Origin of the sequence: Anaeromyxobacter dehalogenans 2CP-1, assembly GCF_000022145.1 — a bacterium.
Lineage (GTDB): Bacteria > Myxococcota > Myxococcia > Myxococcales > Anaeromyxobacteraceae > Anaeromyxobacter > Anaeromyxobacter dehalogenans.
The window spans coordinates 4249426-4264663 of the sequence record NC_011891.1; the positions used below are offsets into that span (position 1 = coordinate 4249426).

12 protein-coding genes are annotated in these 15238 nt (G+C 76.9%); 3 read left to right on the forward strand and 9 right to left on the reverse strand.

The features are described 5' to 3' along the window. Positions 1-49: 49 nt before the first annotated feature. The 5 genes from rsmA to A2CP1_RS19300 all read right to left on the reverse strand — a co-directional run bounded on the left by rsmA (position 50) and on the right by A2CP1_RS19300 (position 6642). Positions 50-904 carry a 16S rRNA (adenine(1518)-N(6)/adenine(1519)-N(6))-dimethyltransferase RsmA gene (rsmA, locus tag A2CP1_RS19280; RefSeq protein ID WP_012527718.1) on the reverse strand — a complete coding sequence of 285 codons (855 nt, stop codon included), beginning with the start codon at positions 902-904 and terminating at the stop codon, positions 50-52. 64 nt (positions 905-968) lie between these two features. Beyond that, the gene (locus A2CP1_RS19285) at positions 969-1295 is read right to left on the reverse strand and encodes an SPW repeat domain-containing protein (protein WP_012527719.1); all 327 of its coding nucleotides are present in this window, start codon (positions 1293-1295) and stop codon (positions 969-971) included. Between the two features lie 101 nt (positions 1296-1396). Continuing rightward, a complete protein-coding gene (tsaD, locus tag A2CP1_RS19290; protein WP_015934895.1) occupies positions 1397-2401 on the reverse strand; it encodes a tRNA (adenosine(37)-N6)-threonylcarbamoyltransferase complex transferase subunit TsaD in 1005 nt (334 codons plus the stop codon). A 238-nt stretch (positions 2402-2639) separates the two neighbouring features. Next, complete coding sequence (locus A2CP1_RS19295; RefSeq protein ID WP_015934896.1) at positions 2640-4781, reverse strand: response regulator; 2142 nt, start codon at positions 4779-4781, stop codon at positions 2640-2642. Between the two features lie 121 nt (positions 4782-4902). After that, positions 4903-6642: a DUF4388 domain-containing protein gene (locus tag A2CP1_RS19300; RefSeq protein WP_015934897.1), complete on the reverse strand. Its 1740-nt coding sequence runs from the start codon at positions 6640-6642 to the stop codon at positions 4903-4905. A 107-nt stretch (positions 6643-6749) separates the two neighbouring features. Between A2CP1_RS19300 and A2CP1_RS19305 the strand changes: the two genes are divergently transcribed. After that, positions 6750-7724, forward strand: coding sequence for a diacylglycerol/lipid kinase family protein (locus tag A2CP1_RS19305; protein ID WP_245529850.1), 975 nt, complete (start codon positions 6750-6752; stop codon positions 7722-7724). Between the two features lie 64 nt (positions 7725-7788). Next, positions 7789-8559 (forward strand): Stp1/IreP family PP2C-type Ser/Thr phosphatase, encoded by a 771-nt coding sequence (locus A2CP1_RS19310; protein WP_012527724.1) that lies wholly within the window; start codon positions 7789-7791, stop codon positions 8557-8559. Between the two features lie 14 nt (positions 8560-8573). Here A2CP1_RS19310 and A2CP1_RS19315 read toward each other — a convergent pair whose 3' ends face one another. Next, positions 8574-9611 carry a nucleotidyltransferase family protein gene (locus A2CP1_RS19315; RefSeq protein ID WP_015934899.1) on the reverse strand — a complete coding sequence of 346 codons (1038 nt, stop codon included), beginning with the start codon at positions 9609-9611 and terminating at the stop codon, positions 8574-8576. A 20-nt stretch (positions 9612-9631) separates the two neighbouring features. On the opposite strand from A2CP1_RS19315, the gene A2CP1_RS19320 reads away from it, so the two are divergent. Further along, entirely contained in the window at positions 9632-10825 is a 1194-nt protein-coding gene (locus A2CP1_RS19320) for an MFS transporter (RefSeq protein WP_015934900.1), read from the forward strand. Between the two features lie 12 nt (positions 10826-10837). Here the strand turns inward: A2CP1_RS19320 and A2CP1_RS19325 are convergent, their stop codons facing one another. From A2CP1_RS19325 to A2CP1_RS19335, 3 genes are all read right to left on the reverse strand, one after another. Continuing rightward, on the reverse strand, positions 10838-11440 hold the full coding sequence (locus A2CP1_RS19325; RefSeq protein ID WP_015934901.1) for a 3'-5' exonuclease: 603 nt from the start codon (positions 11438-11440) through the stop codon (positions 10838-10840). A 183-nt stretch (positions 11441-11623) separates the two neighbouring features. After that, the gene (locus A2CP1_RS19330) at positions 11624-13429 is read right to left on the reverse strand and encodes a DUF294 nucleotidyltransferase-like domain-containing protein (RefSeq protein ID WP_015934902.1); all 1806 of its coding nucleotides are present in this window, start codon (positions 13427-13429) and stop codon (positions 11624-11626) included. A 60-nt stretch (positions 13430-13489) separates the two neighbouring features. Beyond that, on the reverse strand, positions 13490-15238 hold the full coding sequence (locus A2CP1_RS19335) for a sodium:solute symporter family protein (protein ID WP_015934903.1): 1749 nt from the start codon (positions 15236-15238) through the stop codon (positions 13490-13492).

The following is a 15238-nucleotide window of genomic DNA, read 5'->3' on the forward strand; positions in this document are numbered from 1 at the left end:
GGCGGGCGGGGAGATTGAGGACGGGCGCCCGTGACTTCTCCGTTGCACGTCAGCCCAGCGTGCGCTCCAGCGCGGCCCACTCGGCCAGCGTGAGCGTCTCGCCGCGTCGGCCCGGGTCCACCCCGGCGGCCGCGAACGCGGCCTCGAGCCGCGCCGGATCCGCGAGCTTCGCCGAGCCGAGCGCGTTGCGCAGCGTCTTGCGCCGCTGACCGAAGCCGGCCTTCACCAGCCGCCGGAAGCGCGCCGGGTCCGCCACCGCGTCCGCGGGCGGGCGGAACAGCGCGCAGAGCACCGCGCTCGCGACCTTGGGCGGCGGCCAGAACGCGCCGGGCGGCACGATCCGCTCCACCGACACGTCCGCCTCGCGCTGCAGCAGGACCGAGAGCACGCCCCAGTCCCGGCTCGCGGGCGGGGCCGCGAGCCGCTCGGCCACCTCGCGCTGGAGGAGGAACACCGCGCGCGACACGTGGGCCACCTGGTCGAGGATCGAGAACAGGATCGGGCTGGTGAGGTGGTACGGCAGGTTCCCCACCACCGCGAGCCGCGGCCCCTCCCCCGCGGCCGCCGCCGCGCCGAAGCGCGCCGCCAGGTCGGCGTAGTCGAGCCGCGCCGCGTCCGCCTCGAGCAGCGTGATCCGGTCGCCCAGCTCGCCGCGCAGCACCCGGACCATGTCGCGGTCGCGCTCCACCGCGGCCACGCGCGCGCCCCGCGCCAGCAGCCGCGCGGTGAGGTGGCCGAGGCCCGCCCCGAGCTCCAGCACCGCGTCGCCGGCGCGCGGCGCGGCGAGGCGCGCGATGTCGTCGAGGACCGCCTCGTCCCCGAGGAAGTTCTGGCCCCAGCTCTTCTTCGCGCGGAGGTCGTACCGGTCGAGCAGCGCGCGCGGGCTCGGATAGTGGTCGGTCATCGCGGGGCGCAGTATGCCCCGGCGCGGCCGCGCCGTCCCGCCCGCCGCTCGGGGGCGCGAGCCGTCAGGTCGCTGGGGCGGCCCGTCCGCGCGGCCGGTGCGGGCGCGGCGGCGTGAGCGCCACCCAGCAAACCAGGATCCCGACGACGATGTCGTTCACCGCCAGTCCGGCATCGAGGTAGCCGAGCACGAAGGGCGACAGCACGGCCCAGGCGCCCAGCACGACGTTGACGGCCTGGAGGCGCGGCAGCGCCATGGCCAGGAACGCCACCAGGAAGATGGCGAGGCCGAGGAAGATGTGATCGCCGAACTCCGGCGTGCGCGGGCCCGCGACCAGCCCGGTCGCGAGCATCCACCCGCCGAACACCACGTTGAGCCACCGCAGGGACATGGCCGCTCCGATCCTCCTGCCGATCAATAGGAACGGACGGTCGCGGCCGCAGGGGCCGGCCGGGCGGGCGCCCGCGCGGCGGGTGCGCGGGTGTGGCCGGATCAGAGGCGCCAGGCGGGATCGGCGTTCAGGTCCGGCCCGGCCCGCTCGCCGCGGAGCAGCGCGTGCGTGCCGGCGACGGCGATCATGGCCGCGTTGTCGGTGCAGAGCCTGACCGGCGGGATGAACACGGACATGCCCTCGTACTCGGCGGCGCGGGCGGTGGCGGCGGCGCGCAGCCGGCTGTTCGCGGCCACGCCGCCCGCCAGCACCAGCCGCTCGAACTGGAGGCGGCGCGCGGCGCGGAACGCCTTCTCCACCAGCGCGCGCACGATCGCCTCCTGGTAGCTCGCGCACAGGTCGGCGAGCGCGGGCCCCTCGGGGACGCCGTGCTTCTTCACGTGGTGCAGCAGCGCGGTCTTCAGCCCGGAGAAGCTGAAGTCGAGGTCGGCGCCCTTCACGATCGCCTTCGGGAAGCGGATCGCGGCCGGGTCGCCCTCCTTCGCCAGCCGGTCGATGGCGACGCCGCCCGGGTACGGCAGGCCGAGCAGCTTCGCGCCCTTGTCGAACGCCTCGCCGGCGGCGTCGTCGCGCGTCTGGCCGAGCAGGCGGTAGTCGCCGAAGCCGTGCGCGGCGTAGAGCGAGGTGTGCCCGCCCGACACCACCAGCCCGAGATACGGGAACGCCGGCGGGACCTCCGCCAGGAACGCCGCCACCAGGTGGCCCTCGAGGTGGTTCACGCCGACCAGCGGCTTGCCCCAGGCGAGCGCCAGCGCCTTCGCGGCCTGCACGCCCACCAGCAGCGCGCCGACCAGCCCCGGCCCGCTCGTCACCGCCACCGCGTCGAGGCCGTCCGGCCCGACCCCCGAGCGCGCCAGCGCCTCGTCCACCACCGGCATCACCTGCACCACGTGGTTGCGGCTCGCCAGCTCCGGCACCACCCCACCCCAGCGCCGGTGGATGTCGATCTGCGTCGACACCACGTCCGAGAGCGCGCGCCGGCCGTCCTCGACGACCGCGCAGGCGGTCTCGTCGCAAGACGTTTCGATGGCGAGGACGCGGGTCATGGCCGTTCGCCCCCTGCGACGAGACCGTTGCGAGCGCAGGGGCAGGCGGATGAGCCTGCCCCGGAGCGAGCGGGGGGACCGGGGGGGCGCGCAGTCCGCGTCCCCCCGGATCCGAATGCCTCGTCGCAGGAGGTCTCGATGGCGAGGACGCGGGTCGGCATGACGGGGGCGGAAGGTAACGCGGTCCGGCCTCGCGCGCGAGCGCAACCCGCGACGCAGGGCTCGCGCCTCCGGGGGACTACCGGAGCTGCCGGCCGAGGATGTCGCGGACGGCGCGCGCCTCCGGGCCGCTCGGGGACAGCTCGAGGAACCGGGTGTACGCGGCGCGGGCCTGCGACGCGCGCCCGGCGCCCTGGTGGATCTCGCCGCGCAGCAGCCAGGCGGGCGCGTAGGCCGGGTCGAGCTCGATGGCGCGGTCGAGCGCGCGGACGGCGTCCCCCGAGCGCTGCGCGTCGTGCAGCGCGCGAGCGAGCCCGACGTACCCGGGCGCCGTCGGGCGCAGCCCCACCGCGCGCCGGTAGTCGACGGCGGCCTCGGCGAACCGGCCCTCCTCGTACTTGCGGGCGGCGGCGGCGAGCAGGCGACGCGGGTCCGCGCCCTCCGCGCGCGGAGCGGCCGCAGCAGGAGCCGCGGTCGTCGCCGGGGCCGCGGTCGGCTCGACGGCCGCGGCCACCGGCGCCGGCGAGGGCGCCTCGGTCGCGGCGGGGGCGCTCGCGGTCGCGGCGGCAGGGTCGGCGTGTGCCGGCGGCGCGGGCGCCTCGACGGGCGCGGCGGCCGCGGCCGGCTGGACGGGCGGGGCAGCGGCCGGGCCGGCGGCCGGGCTCGCCGCGGCGGCAGGCGCGGGCCCGGCGCTCGCGCCGCGCCCCCGCAGCGCGACGGCGCCAGCGACGGCCGCGAGGACGAGCACGCCGAGGCCGATCGCGAGCGGCGCGCGCGAGCGGGCCGCCGCGCGCGACGGCGCCGCCGGTGCCGGGGGCGGGCCCGGGATGACGGCCGCGGCCGGCGTGGGCTCCGGGCGCGCGCGCGGTGCGACGGGCGCCGCGACCGACGGCGCGGCCGGCGCGACCGGCGCCGGCGCTGGCCGCCGCGCGGGGGCGGCCAGCGAGGGCGGCGGGGGCAGCGACCCGGGCGGCGGCAACGGCATCGAGAAGCCGCCCTGGGGGACGAAGCTCGGCGGCGGCGCCGCGGGCGGCTCTGGGCGCGCCGGCGCGGCGCGAGGCGGCTCGGGGGCCGGCTCGGCGGCCTCCGGCGCGGGCGCGTGCGGCGCGGAACGCCCCACCGGCCCGGCGAACCAGTCCACGCCCTGCGGCTCCGGCGTGGCCTCCGCCGGCGCGGTGCGCGCGGGCCGGCCCAGGCGCGGCGCCTGCTCGACCGGCTCCGTCGCGGCCTCGACGGCGGGCGGCGGCGCGGCGACCGGCTCGGGCGCGGGCGGGACCGCCACCTCCTTCGCGATCCCCTCGAAGAAGAGCTTCGAGATCACGCCGGCGGCGGCCAGGTCGTCGTAGTCCGCCTCCTCGATCACCTGCTCGAGCGGGCGCCGCCCGTCGAACAGGCGGAGCAGCGCGTTCACGTCGTCGGGGATCTCCGCCAGCCGCTCGGCCAGCGCGGTCGGGTCGATCTCGAAGACGCGGTCGAGCGAGGGCAGCTGCTCGACGATGCGGCCCCACTCGTCGATGCGGCGCATGCCCTCCATGAGCAGCCCCTGCGTCGAGACCGGGATCCGCTCCTCGCGCTCGATGGGCTTGAACTCGATGGCGAACTCGCCCTCCTGCCAGTTCAGCAGCCGGTAGAACGCGTTCTCGCCGGTGACCTTGCCGCCCAGCTCGCAGTCGAGGATGCGGCCGTCCTTGAAGTAGCAGACGGCCTCGAGCCCCCGGCGGCTCTTCACGTGGAGCGCGCCGGACTTCTTCCCCATCTCCAGCGTCTGGACCAGGTCCACCACGCCCATGTCGGAGAGGTTGCCGGCGAAGCTCGCCTTCAGGTCCTTCTTCTCGAGCCGCTCCTTCTCCTTCTTCTGGAGGAGGAGCTTCACGCGGGTGACGATCTCCTTGATGTAGATGGGCTTCGTCAGGTAGTCCTCGACGCCCAGCTCGAGGCCCTTCACCTTGTACTCGACCGACTTCTGGCCGGTCAGGAAGATGAACGGCGTCCCGCGGTGACGCTCGTCTTCCTTCAGCCGCCGGCACAGCTCGAAGCCGTCCATCTCCGGCATCTTGGTGTCGGAGAGGATCAGGTCGGGCGGCGAGACCGCGCACCGCTCCAGCGCGTCGCGCCCGTTCACGGCGGTCGTGACGGTGAAGCCCGCCTTCTTGAGCGAGACCTCCATCACCCTCAGTGATTTGGGGTCGCCGTCGACGAGGAGCAGGTGCTGCTTCGCCAAGCTGCCGCCTTTCCGCACGTTTCCGTACGTCCACACGCGCCGCGATGACGCCCGGATCTCGCAGCAACGGCCCGGCGGAGTCAAGGCGCGGAACCCGGGGACAGCGCGCGCCCGGGGACGATCAGCGCCCGCGCCGCTCGGCGCGCCGCGCCTCCAGGTTGCGCAGCTCGCGCAGCGCGTCGGCGTTGCGCGGGTTCGCCGCCACCGCGGCGCGGAACATGCGCTCGGCCTGGCCCACGTCGCCGTCGTCGCGCGCCAGCAGGCCAGCCACCTGGCACACGCGATCGCTCGCCGCGCCGGCGGGCTCGCGCAGCGCCTGCTCAACCAGGGCGCGCGCCCGATCGAGGTCCCGGCGCTGCGGGTCGGCCAGGAAGGTGTGCGCGACGGCGGCCAGGTACTCCGGGCGCGGGTCGGCGCGCACCGCCGACTCGTAGAACCCCCGCGCGCGCGCCAGGTCGCGCGTGCGCAGGCACGCCTCGCCCTTCTGGAAGTCCACCCGCGCCGACTCGGCCTGCGCGGGCGTCACGCCGTGCGCGCCACGCACCGCGAGGTACTCGGCCCGCTTGCGGTCGTCGGACAGCGTCTCGTACGCCTCGTTCACCGCGGTGAAGAAGTCGCGCACCGGCTCGGCGAGATCCGCGAGCGCCGGCGCGGCGAAGCGATCGGGGTGGAACTGGCGCGCGAGCTGGAGGAAGGCGCGCTTCACCTCGTCGCGGCCGGCGGTGGGCTGCAGGCCGAGGCGGGCGAACAGGTCGCGCTCCCGTGCGCGCGGCGCGGCGGCGAGCAGCGCGGCCCGGAGCGCGGCCTCGGGCGAGCCGGGCGGCGCGCCGACCGGCGGCGGGGGGGCGGGGGGGGCCGCGGGGATCGCGGGCGCGCCGGGCCGCGGCGCCGCGGCGGCGGGAGGCCGCCCGGCGAACGGCCCGATGCCCATGTTGCGCATCGCCTGCTGCAGCAGGCGCTGGCGCCGCTCCCGCGCCTCTGCCGGATCGCTGCGGCGCGCCGGGACGGCGGGCGCGGGCGGCGGCGCGGCGGGCGCGGCCGGCGCCGCCGCGGGGGCGCCGGTGCGACCGGGCGCGATCGGCTCGGGCTCCGGCTCGAGCTCGAGCACGAGGCCGGCCGCGGTCTCGCCGCTCGGCTGCCGCCCGGTGGCCGGCACCGCCAGCCCGAGCAGCAGCAGCGCCGCGAGCACGGCGCGCGCGCGCTCCGGCTCCACCTCGTCGCCGGCGAAGAACGCCTCCAGCGTCGCGGACGGCGCGAGCCGGCGCAGCAGCGCCTGCTCGGGCGCGGTCCAGCGGAAGGCGCCGGCCACCTCCGCGTAGCCCGAGGCGAGGCGCACCGCCTGGTGCGCGACGGGCTGCAGCGCCGACACGACCAGCGCGCCGGCCTGCGGCCGCTCCAGCGCGTCCACGATGGTGCGCAGCGGCGACAGCCGGCTGCCCCGGGTCCACTCCGGCACGGGCGCGGCCGGATCGAAGCGGAAGGCGCCCGCGTCGAGCGCGGCGATGAGCGCGAAGTAGCCGGCCTGCTGCTCGGCCAGCGTCCGGTCCACGTCGGCGCGCGAGACCGCGCCCAGCTCGACCAGGATCTCGCCCTGCGGGCGCCGGGTGGAGGCCATCAGCCCGAGGCTGCGCGAGAGCGCGTCGATGTCGATGAGCCCCGCCTGCAGGAGCAGCAGCCCGAGCGGCCGGAACCCGGTCACCACCTGCGCGCCGACGGGCCGCCCGTCGCGCAGCCACAGCCGCGAGGTGCCGCCCTCGTGCGCCACCTCGAGCAGGCCGGTGGCGCGCACGTTCAGCGCCTCGAGCAGGATCGCGGCGAGCGGTGTGCGGGCCAGGTCGCCCGGGGCCTCGAGGACGGACATTCGCGACATCTTACCGCGGGCGGGCGGCGTGCGCTCCCGGTGCGGCCGCGCGGGCGTTTTCGGTTTGACCCGGCCACGCCCGCGCCGCAGAGTCGGCGGACGGGGCGGTGGCACCGGGGATCCACCTGGGACGGGTCGGCATGGGCGGCATCGGCATCGTGAACAACCCCCGCTCGCGGCGGAACCGGCGCGACCCGCGCCTGGGCGAGCGGCTGCGGGCGCGACTCGGCGACGCGGGCGAGGTGATCGACGCCGCCACCCCCGACGAGCTCGACCGCGCCGTGGAGCGCTTCCGCGCGCGCGGGGTGGACGTGCTCGGGATCGGCGGGGGCGACGGCACCGCGCACGTGGTGCTCTCGGCGTTCGCGGACGCGTACGGCGACGCGCCGCTGCCGCAGATCCTGCTGCTGCGCGCCGGGGCCATGAACACGGTGGCGCACGGCAACGCGATCCGCGGCAGCCCGGAGGCCATCCTGCGGGCGGTCCTCGCCCGGCGGCAGCAGGGGATCCCCCTCGCCACCGTCGAGCGCGACCTGCTCCGCGTCGAGGCGGACGGGATCGCCACACGCCACGGGTTCATCTTCGGCACCGGCGCGGTGGTGGCGTTCCTCGAGGCCTACTACGCGACGGGCCGGCCCTCCCCGCTCACCGCGGGCCTCCTGCTCGCGCGCTCGGTCGGCTCGGCGCTGGTGCGCGGGCCCTTCGCCGCCTCGCTCACCCGCCGCGATCCGCTCCGGGTGTGGAGCGACGGCGAGGAGTGGTCCGACGCGCGCTACCTCGCGCTCGTCGCCGGCTCCACGCCCGACATCGGCTTCGGCTTCCGCGCGTTCCACCGATGCAGCGAGCAGCCCGGGTCGTTCCACGCGGTCGGGGTCACCGCCAGCCCGCTGCAGATCGCGCTCGCGCTGCCGCGCATCCGCGCGGGGCGGCCGTGGAAGCGGCGCCACGCCCAGGACGAGGTGGCGCGCGAGCTGCGGGTCGAGGGCGACGGGCTGCGCTTCACGGTGGACGGCGACCTGTACGGCCCGGCGCGGGCGGTGCGGATCTCGACCGGTCCGGGCGTCGAGCTGGTGGTGCCCTGACCGCGTTTTCCGGCGGATCCTTTTGACCGGTGAGGGGGTCGCGACTAACCTTCCCGGTCCCACCATGCGCCTGAGCCACGCGGGAGCGAGCGACGTCGGGCGGAAGCGCGCCCACAACGAGGATGCCTTCCTGCTCCTCCCCGAGGAGCAGCTCTACTGCGTCGCCGACGGGATGGGCGGCCACGCCTCCGGCGAGGTGGCCGCGCGCATCGCGGTCGAGGAGATGGCCGAGTTCTTCCGGATCACCGGCCGGGACGACGAGGCCACCTGGCCCTTCCGGCCGGACCCGGTCCGCGACGCCGACGAGAACCGGCTCCTCACCGGCGTGAAGCTCGCGAACCTGCGCATCCACGAGCGGGCCCGGACCGACGAGCGGCTCCACGGAATGGGCACCACCCTGGTCGCGGCGCAGTTCCCCCGCGACGGGCGCGAGGTGCTGGTCGGCCACGTGGGCGACAGCCGCGCGTACCTGTTCCGCCGGGGCGCGCTGCGGCAGCTCACCGAGGACCACTCGCTGCTCAACGACTTCCGGCGCACGCGCCAGCTCACGCAGGCCGAGATCGAGGCGTTCCCGCACAAGAACGTGATCGTCCGCGCGCTCGGCATGAAGGAGTCGGTCGAGGTGGACCTGCTCCGCGAGCCGCTCGAGGACGGGGATGTGGTGCTGCTCTGCTCCGACGGCCTGTCCGGCATGGTGCCGGACGCGCGCATCGCCGAGGTGCTGCGCGCGGTGCCCGGCGACCTCCGCCGGGCGGCCCAGGCGCTGGTCGACGCCGCGAACTCCGCCGGCGGCGCCGACAACGTGACGTGCGTGCTGGTCCAGGCGCAGGGCTAGGGCCGCACCGAGCGTCAGCCGCCCCGAACCCGATCCGGCCCGGCGGCGATCGCGTCCTCGACGCGCTCGCCCGGGGCGAGCGCGGTGCCCGCCCACAGCACCGCCCGGCGCACCGCGGCGCCGGCGGGCACGCGGCAGCCGGGCCCCACCACCGCGCCGGGCCCGATCTCGGCGCCCGCCGCCACCTCCGCGCCGGCGCACACCAGCGCCGGCCCGGCGAGCCGGGCGCCGGGGTCCACCCGCGCGCCCGGGGCGATCCTCACGCCGGGCAGCTGCTCCACCGCGCCCGTGAACGGATCCGCCCCCGCGAAGCGCGCCAGCGGCACGCGGCCGGCGAGCAGGTCGCGGTTCGCCTCGAGGTAGCGCTCCGGCGTGCCGAGGTCGTTCCAGTACCCGGCGGCGACGTGGCCGCGGATCGCGCCGGACGCCATGAGCGGCGGGTAGACGTGGCGGTTCACGTCGGCCTCGAACGGCTCGGCGGGCACCGCGTCGAGCAGCGCCGCCGAGAGCACGTGCACGCCCGAGAAGTGCCAGGGCCGGAGCCCCTCCCCGCCCGGCCCGAACCGCGCGGCGATGCGCCGCACCGCGCCGCCCGCGTCCACCTCGACCGCGGCGTAGCGCGCGCCGGCCGGCATGGGGAGCAGCACCAGGGTGGCGAGCGCGCCCGAGGCGCGGTGGGTGGCGAGCGCGGCGCCGAGATCCACGTCGAACAGCACGTCGCCGTTCACGAGCAGGATCTCGTCCGCGCCGCGGAGCGCCGCGCGCGCCTCGCGGAGCGCGCCGCCGGTCCCGGCGATGACGGGCTCGCGCGAGACGGTCAGCGACAGCCCCAGCGCGCGCGCGGCCGCCTCGGCCTCTGCCGCCATGAGGTCCGGCAGGTGGTGCACGTTCACCACCGCGCGGCGCACGCCCGCCCCGGCCAGCAGCGCCAGCGAGCAGCGGACGAGCGGCACCCCGCACACCGGCACCGCCGGCTTGGGGACGTGCGCGGTGAGCGGGCGCAGCCGCGTCCCGAGCCCGGCACAGAGGACCATCCCGGCGAGGTCGCCCATGGTAGACGCGAGTCTAACCGATGGCCTCCGCGGCGCGACTCCGGCTCATGTACTTCCTGTACTACGGGAACGTGGGCGTGGCGCAGCCGTACCTGGCCGCGTACCTGCGCGGCCTGGGGTTCAGCGGTGAGCAGATCGGCACCGTGCAGATGATCCCCTCGCTGCTCGCGCCGGTGGTGGCGATGTCGTGGGCGACGTTCGCCGACCGCCACGCCACCCCGGCCCGCGGGCTGCGCCTCGCCACCGCCTGGAGCGCGCTCTGCGTGCTGGCGCTGCCGTTCGCGCGCACGCCGGCGGCGGTCGGCGCGGTGCTGGTCGCCGCGGCGCTCGGGGACCGCGCGTACGTGCCGCTGCTCGACTCGGTGACCCTGGAGCACACCCGGGCGCGGCCGGAGCGGTCCTACGCCTCGGTCCGGCTGTTCGGCTCGATCGGCTTCGTGGTGCTGGCGCTCGTGGTCGGGCGCGCGCTCACGCTGCGCGGCAACCGACCGGCCGACCTGCTCGTGCCGTCGCTCATGACCGCGCTGGTGGCCGGCTACGCGCTGGCGGCGCGGCGGCTGCCCGCGCACGCCGGGCCGCCGCACGAGGATCGGCCGGGCCCGCGCGACATGCTCGCGCTGCTCCGCCGGCCGGCGCTGCCGCTCCTGCTGGGCGCGTGCGCGGTCCACTGGGCCGCCTGCGCGCCGTACCACCTGCTGTTCGGCGTGTACGTGCGCGACCGCGGCCTGCCCGCCGACGTGACCGGGCTCGGCACCGCCGCGGGCGTTGCGGCCGAGATCGCCGTGCTGCTCCTGTTCCCCAGGCTGGAGCGGCGCCTGTCGCTGCGCGGGCTCCTCGCCGCCTCGTTCCTGGGCTCGGCGGTGCGCTGGGCGCTGCTCTGGCGCGCCGAGGGCGCGGCGGCCATCGTGCTGCTGCAGCTCCTGCACGGCCTCACCTTCGGCCTGTTCTGGGCAGCCGCCATGAAGGGCATGGCCGAGGTGGTGCCGGCGCGGCTCCGCGCCACCGGCCAGGCGCTGTTCAGCGCGGTGGTGTTCGGGGCCGGCAACGGGGTCGGGTTCGCGCTCTCCGGCGCCGCCTACGACCGGCTCGGCTCGGTGGCCCCGCTGTTCGCGGGCGCCGCGCTGCTGGAGCTCGCGCTGGTGGGCGTGGGCCTCGCCGCGGCCGGCGCGCTGGCGGCGGCGCGCGCCCGCGGGGCGGGGCCGGCGGCGCCGTGATCGCGCCCGCGGTCAGGTGAGCTCGCGCAGCCTGCGGGCGCCGAGCGCCTCGCGCAGCACCAGGAACAGCTCGGCGGTGGCGACCGCGTCGGTGAGCGCGTCGTGCGCCTGGTAGTCGGGGAGGCCGAGCCGGCGCCGCGCGGCCGAGAGGTTCAGGACGGGCGGGTCGGCGGGAAGCTCCGGGAAGCTCCGGCGCTCGCGCGCGTCGAGGCGGAGCAGGAGCTTCACCGTGTCCACCACCGGCGGCCCCGGCCACCGCAGCCCCGCCGCCCGGAACGCGCGCTTCAGGAACCCGAGCTCGATGGGCGCGTGGTGGACGAGGAGGACCGCGCCGCGCAGGCGGCGCTCGAGCTCGGGCAGAACCTCCGCCAGCGGCGGGGCGCCGCGCGTGTCGCCGGCCACGAGCTGGTGCGCCTGCACCGATCGCGGGCTCACCGCCTTCCCGTGCTCCGGGCGGACCAGCGTGCGGTACGCCTCCCCGAGCCGCAGGTGCCCCTCGCGCACCGGGAGCATCCCGACCGCGAGGATGGCGTCGCGCCGCGCGTCCAGGCCGCCCGTCTCGAGGTCGAGCGACCAGTAGACGGCGGACTCCCAGGGCGGCGACGAGAAGAGCACGGCGCGATGGTAGCAGCCGGAAGCGGGAGGGGCTCCGGTCGCAGGCCGGGGTGGGGCAACGCCGCTCCGCGCGGAGACCCCCGCGGGCGCCCGCGCACGCGGGCCCGCGAGGTCACGCCCCGCGCAGCAGGGGTGGGACGCCGACGGCTCCGCCGGCGGGGCGGGGACGCAGTCCCCGTCGGGTCAGAAATCCGTCTTGAAGTGGAACGCCGCGCGGTCCTGGAGCGTCTTCACCGCGCGCAGCGCGTCCTTGAGCCGCGAGCGCTCCATGGCGCTCAGCGCCGCCAGCGTCGCCTCGTTCGACGGCGGGCGGCCCTCGGCCACGGCGCGGAGCTGGAGGCGGAGGCGCAGGCCGTTCAGGAACCGGAACCCCTCCGCGGCCGCCGCGACCGCGTCGCCGTCCAGGATCCCGGCGTCGCGCGCGGCCTCCAGCCGCTCCAGCGTGCCCCGGGCCTCGGTCCGCAGCTCCAGGCCGTAGCAGCGCGCCACCGCCACCACCGCGGCGATGCCCTGCAGCTTCAGGTCCACCGTGGTGGAGCCGCCGCGCAGGCGCAGCAGCAGCGACGTGGGCGGGCGGAAGCCGAGCGCGGCGCGGGCCAGGAAGCGCAGGAACACCGGGCGGTCCACCGCGGTCGCCAGCACCGCGTCGAGCGGCCCGACGTCGAGCCGGCCGGCCACCCGGCGGTAGTCGAAGAAGATGGCCGCCTCGAGCAGCGCCTGCGGCCCGGGCGCGTCCAGCCACGCCTCGAAGCGGCCGCGCCACTCGGCCAGCGGCCCGACCCACCGGCGGGCCATGTAGCCGCCCGGGCACGCGGGGAACCCGGCCAGCTCCAGGTCCGCGTTGACGCGCTCGGCCAGCACCTCGTACCAGGCGCGCCGCGCCTCGCCCTCGTCCGCGTAGACGAGCGCGTTGTCCTGGTCGGTGAGCAGCGTCTGCTCGCGGCGCCCCTCCGACCCGAGCGCCAGCCACGCGTAGGGCGCCGGCGGCTCGCCCAGGTCGGCCTCGGCGAAGCGCAGGATGCGGTGCAGCAGCGCGTCGTTGAGGCGCGCCACGAACCCGGCGATCGCGGCGGCGTCGAGGCCGCCCGCGAGCAGCGCGCCCGCCATCTCGGCCACCCGCCGCCCGTAGCCGGCCAGGCTCTCGCGCGTCGAGACGCGCTCCACCCCGCGCAGCACGGCCATGGGGCCCTGCGCCGAGGCCCGGAGCAGCTCGCCCGAGGTGAGCACGCCCACGATCTCCGCGCCGCGCGTGACCGGCAGGTGGTGCACCCGGGCGTCCAGCGCGAGCCCCCAGGCCTCGTGGATGGGCGCGGTCGCGGGCGTGGTGCGGAGCGGCGAGGTGGCGACGCGCGCGAGCGGCGTGTCCGGCCCGAGCCCCTCGGCGAGCACGCGGTTCCGGAAGTCGTGATCGGTGGCGATGGCGGGCGGGTCGGCGCGGAGCAGCACCGAGGAGACGCCCTCCGCCCGCATGAGCCGCGCCGCGTCGCCCACGGTGGCGTCCCCCGCGATCCAGACCGGCGCCCGGCGCACCAGGTCCCCCACCTGGCGCGAGAGGTCGGCCTGGAACGTGGTGATGGCCGAGTGCTCGAGGCTCGACTTGAGCCGCTCGGCCAGGCCCACCGCGAAGTGCGAGGCGAACTGCGCGTCACCGAGCAGGCGCTGGAACTCGGCGTCCGGCAGCCGGTACGCGAGCAGGTCGTCCTCGACCACCACGTCGATGGTGGCCTTGCGCGTGATGAGCGAGGTGTAGCCGAAGGTCTCGCCCTCCTCGAGCACCTGGAGGATCTGGCCGTCGCGCTCGAGCCGCACCGCGCCCTTGCGGATCACGTACAGGTGGGCGAGCGGCTCGCCGCCCACCCGCGCCAGCCGCGAGCCGGCCGGGTAGTAGCCCACCTCCAGCGACGCGGCCGCCGCCTCGAACAGCGGCTGCGGCAGCGCGTGGAACGGGGGCGTCGCCCGCAGGTACGCGACCGGGTCGAGCGCGGCCATGCGGCGAGGATAGCGGGGCGCGCGGGCGGCGTCACGGCGCAGCGCCGGCGCCGGGGACGGTCAGCGGCGGTCGCCCACGCGCAGCGCGGTGGGCGCCGGCGCCGGACGCACCGGCTCCCGCGGATAGCGCAGGTTGGTGACCAGCTCCTGCACCGCCTGCGGCGGCGCCGGCGTCCGCAGGGACACGACGACCAGGACCGTGAGGTTCACCAGCATGCCCACCGTCCCGAACCCCTGCGGCGAGATCCCCAGCCACCAGTGCGCCGGGACGTCCAGCTCCGGGTGCCAGAACTTGAACCAGTGGACGTAGGCGGTGGTCACCGCGAGCCCGGTCACCATGCCGGCGATGGCCCCCTCGCGCGTGGCGCGCCGCCAGAAGATGCCGGCCACCAGCACCGGGAAGAACGACGAGGCGGCCAGGCCGAACGCCAGCGCCACCACCTCGGACACGAAGCCGGGCGGGTGGACGCCCAGCCAGCCCGCCACCAGCACCGCCACGGTCGCCGCGCCGCGGGCCCAGGCCAGCTCGCCGCGCTCGGAGACGCGCGGGATCCACATGCCCTTCACGAGGTCGTGCGCCACCGCCGCCGAGATGACGAGCAGCAGCCCCGCCGCGGTGGAGAGCGCCGCCGCGAGCGCGCCCGCCGCCACCAGCCCCACCACCCAGGGCGGCAGGCCGGCGATCTCCGGGTTCGCCAGCACCAGCACGTCGGGGTCGATCCGCACCTCGTTGCGGGCCGGATCGCCGGAGATGCGCATCACGCCGTCGCCGTCGCGATCGGTGAACCGCACCAGGCCGGTGCGCTCCCAGTCCGCCACCCAGGCCGGCGCGTCCGCGTGGCGCTTGCCGTTCAGCGACTGGATCATCCCGGCCCGGGCGAACGCCGCCACCGCGGGCGCGGTGGTGTAGAGCAGCGCGATGAACAGGAGCGCCCAGGCGGCGGAGGCGCGCGCGTCGCGCACCTTCGGCACGGTGAAGAACCGGATGATGATGTGCGGCAGGCCGGCCGTGCCGATCATGAGCGCCAGCGTGCTGAACAGCACGTCGATGCGCGGCCGCGCGCCGGCGGTGTAGCGGCCGAAGCCGAGGTCTTCCCCGATGCGGTCGAGCACCTGGAGCAGGTGCACCCCGGGCTCGACGCCCAGGATCCGGGCGCCCTCCGCGCTGACCCGGCCGCCCAGCCCGAGCTGCGGCACCGGGTTCCCGGTGAGCATGATCGACACGAAGATGGCCGGCACCAGGTACGCGGCGATGAGCACGACGTACTGGGCCACCTGCGCGTAGGTGACGCCCTTCATGCCGCCCAGCACCGCGTAGAACAGCACGATGGCCATGCCGAGCAGCACGCCGCGCTCCACCGGCACGTCCAGGAAGCGCGCGAACACCACCCCGACCCCGCGCATCTGCCCGGCCACGTAGGTGAACGAGACGAACACCGCGCACACCACCGCCACGCCGCGCGCCGAGCGCGAGTAGTAGCGCTCGCCCACGAACTGCGGGACCGTGTACTTGCCGTACTTGCGCAGGTACGGGGCGAGCAGCACCGCCAGCAGCACGTAGCCGCCGGTCCAGCCCATCAGGAAGATCGAGCCGTCGCGCCCGAGCAGCGCCACCACCCCCGCCATCGAGATGAACGACGCCGCGGACATCCAGTCCGCGCCCGTCGCCATCCCGTTCAGCACCGGGCTGACTTGCTTCTCCGCCACGTAGTACGCGCTCGTGGTCCGCGCGCGGCCCCACAGGCCGGCGAGCGCGTAGAGCGCGAAGGACGCACCGACGAGCACCCAGGTCCAGGCGACGGGTCCCAC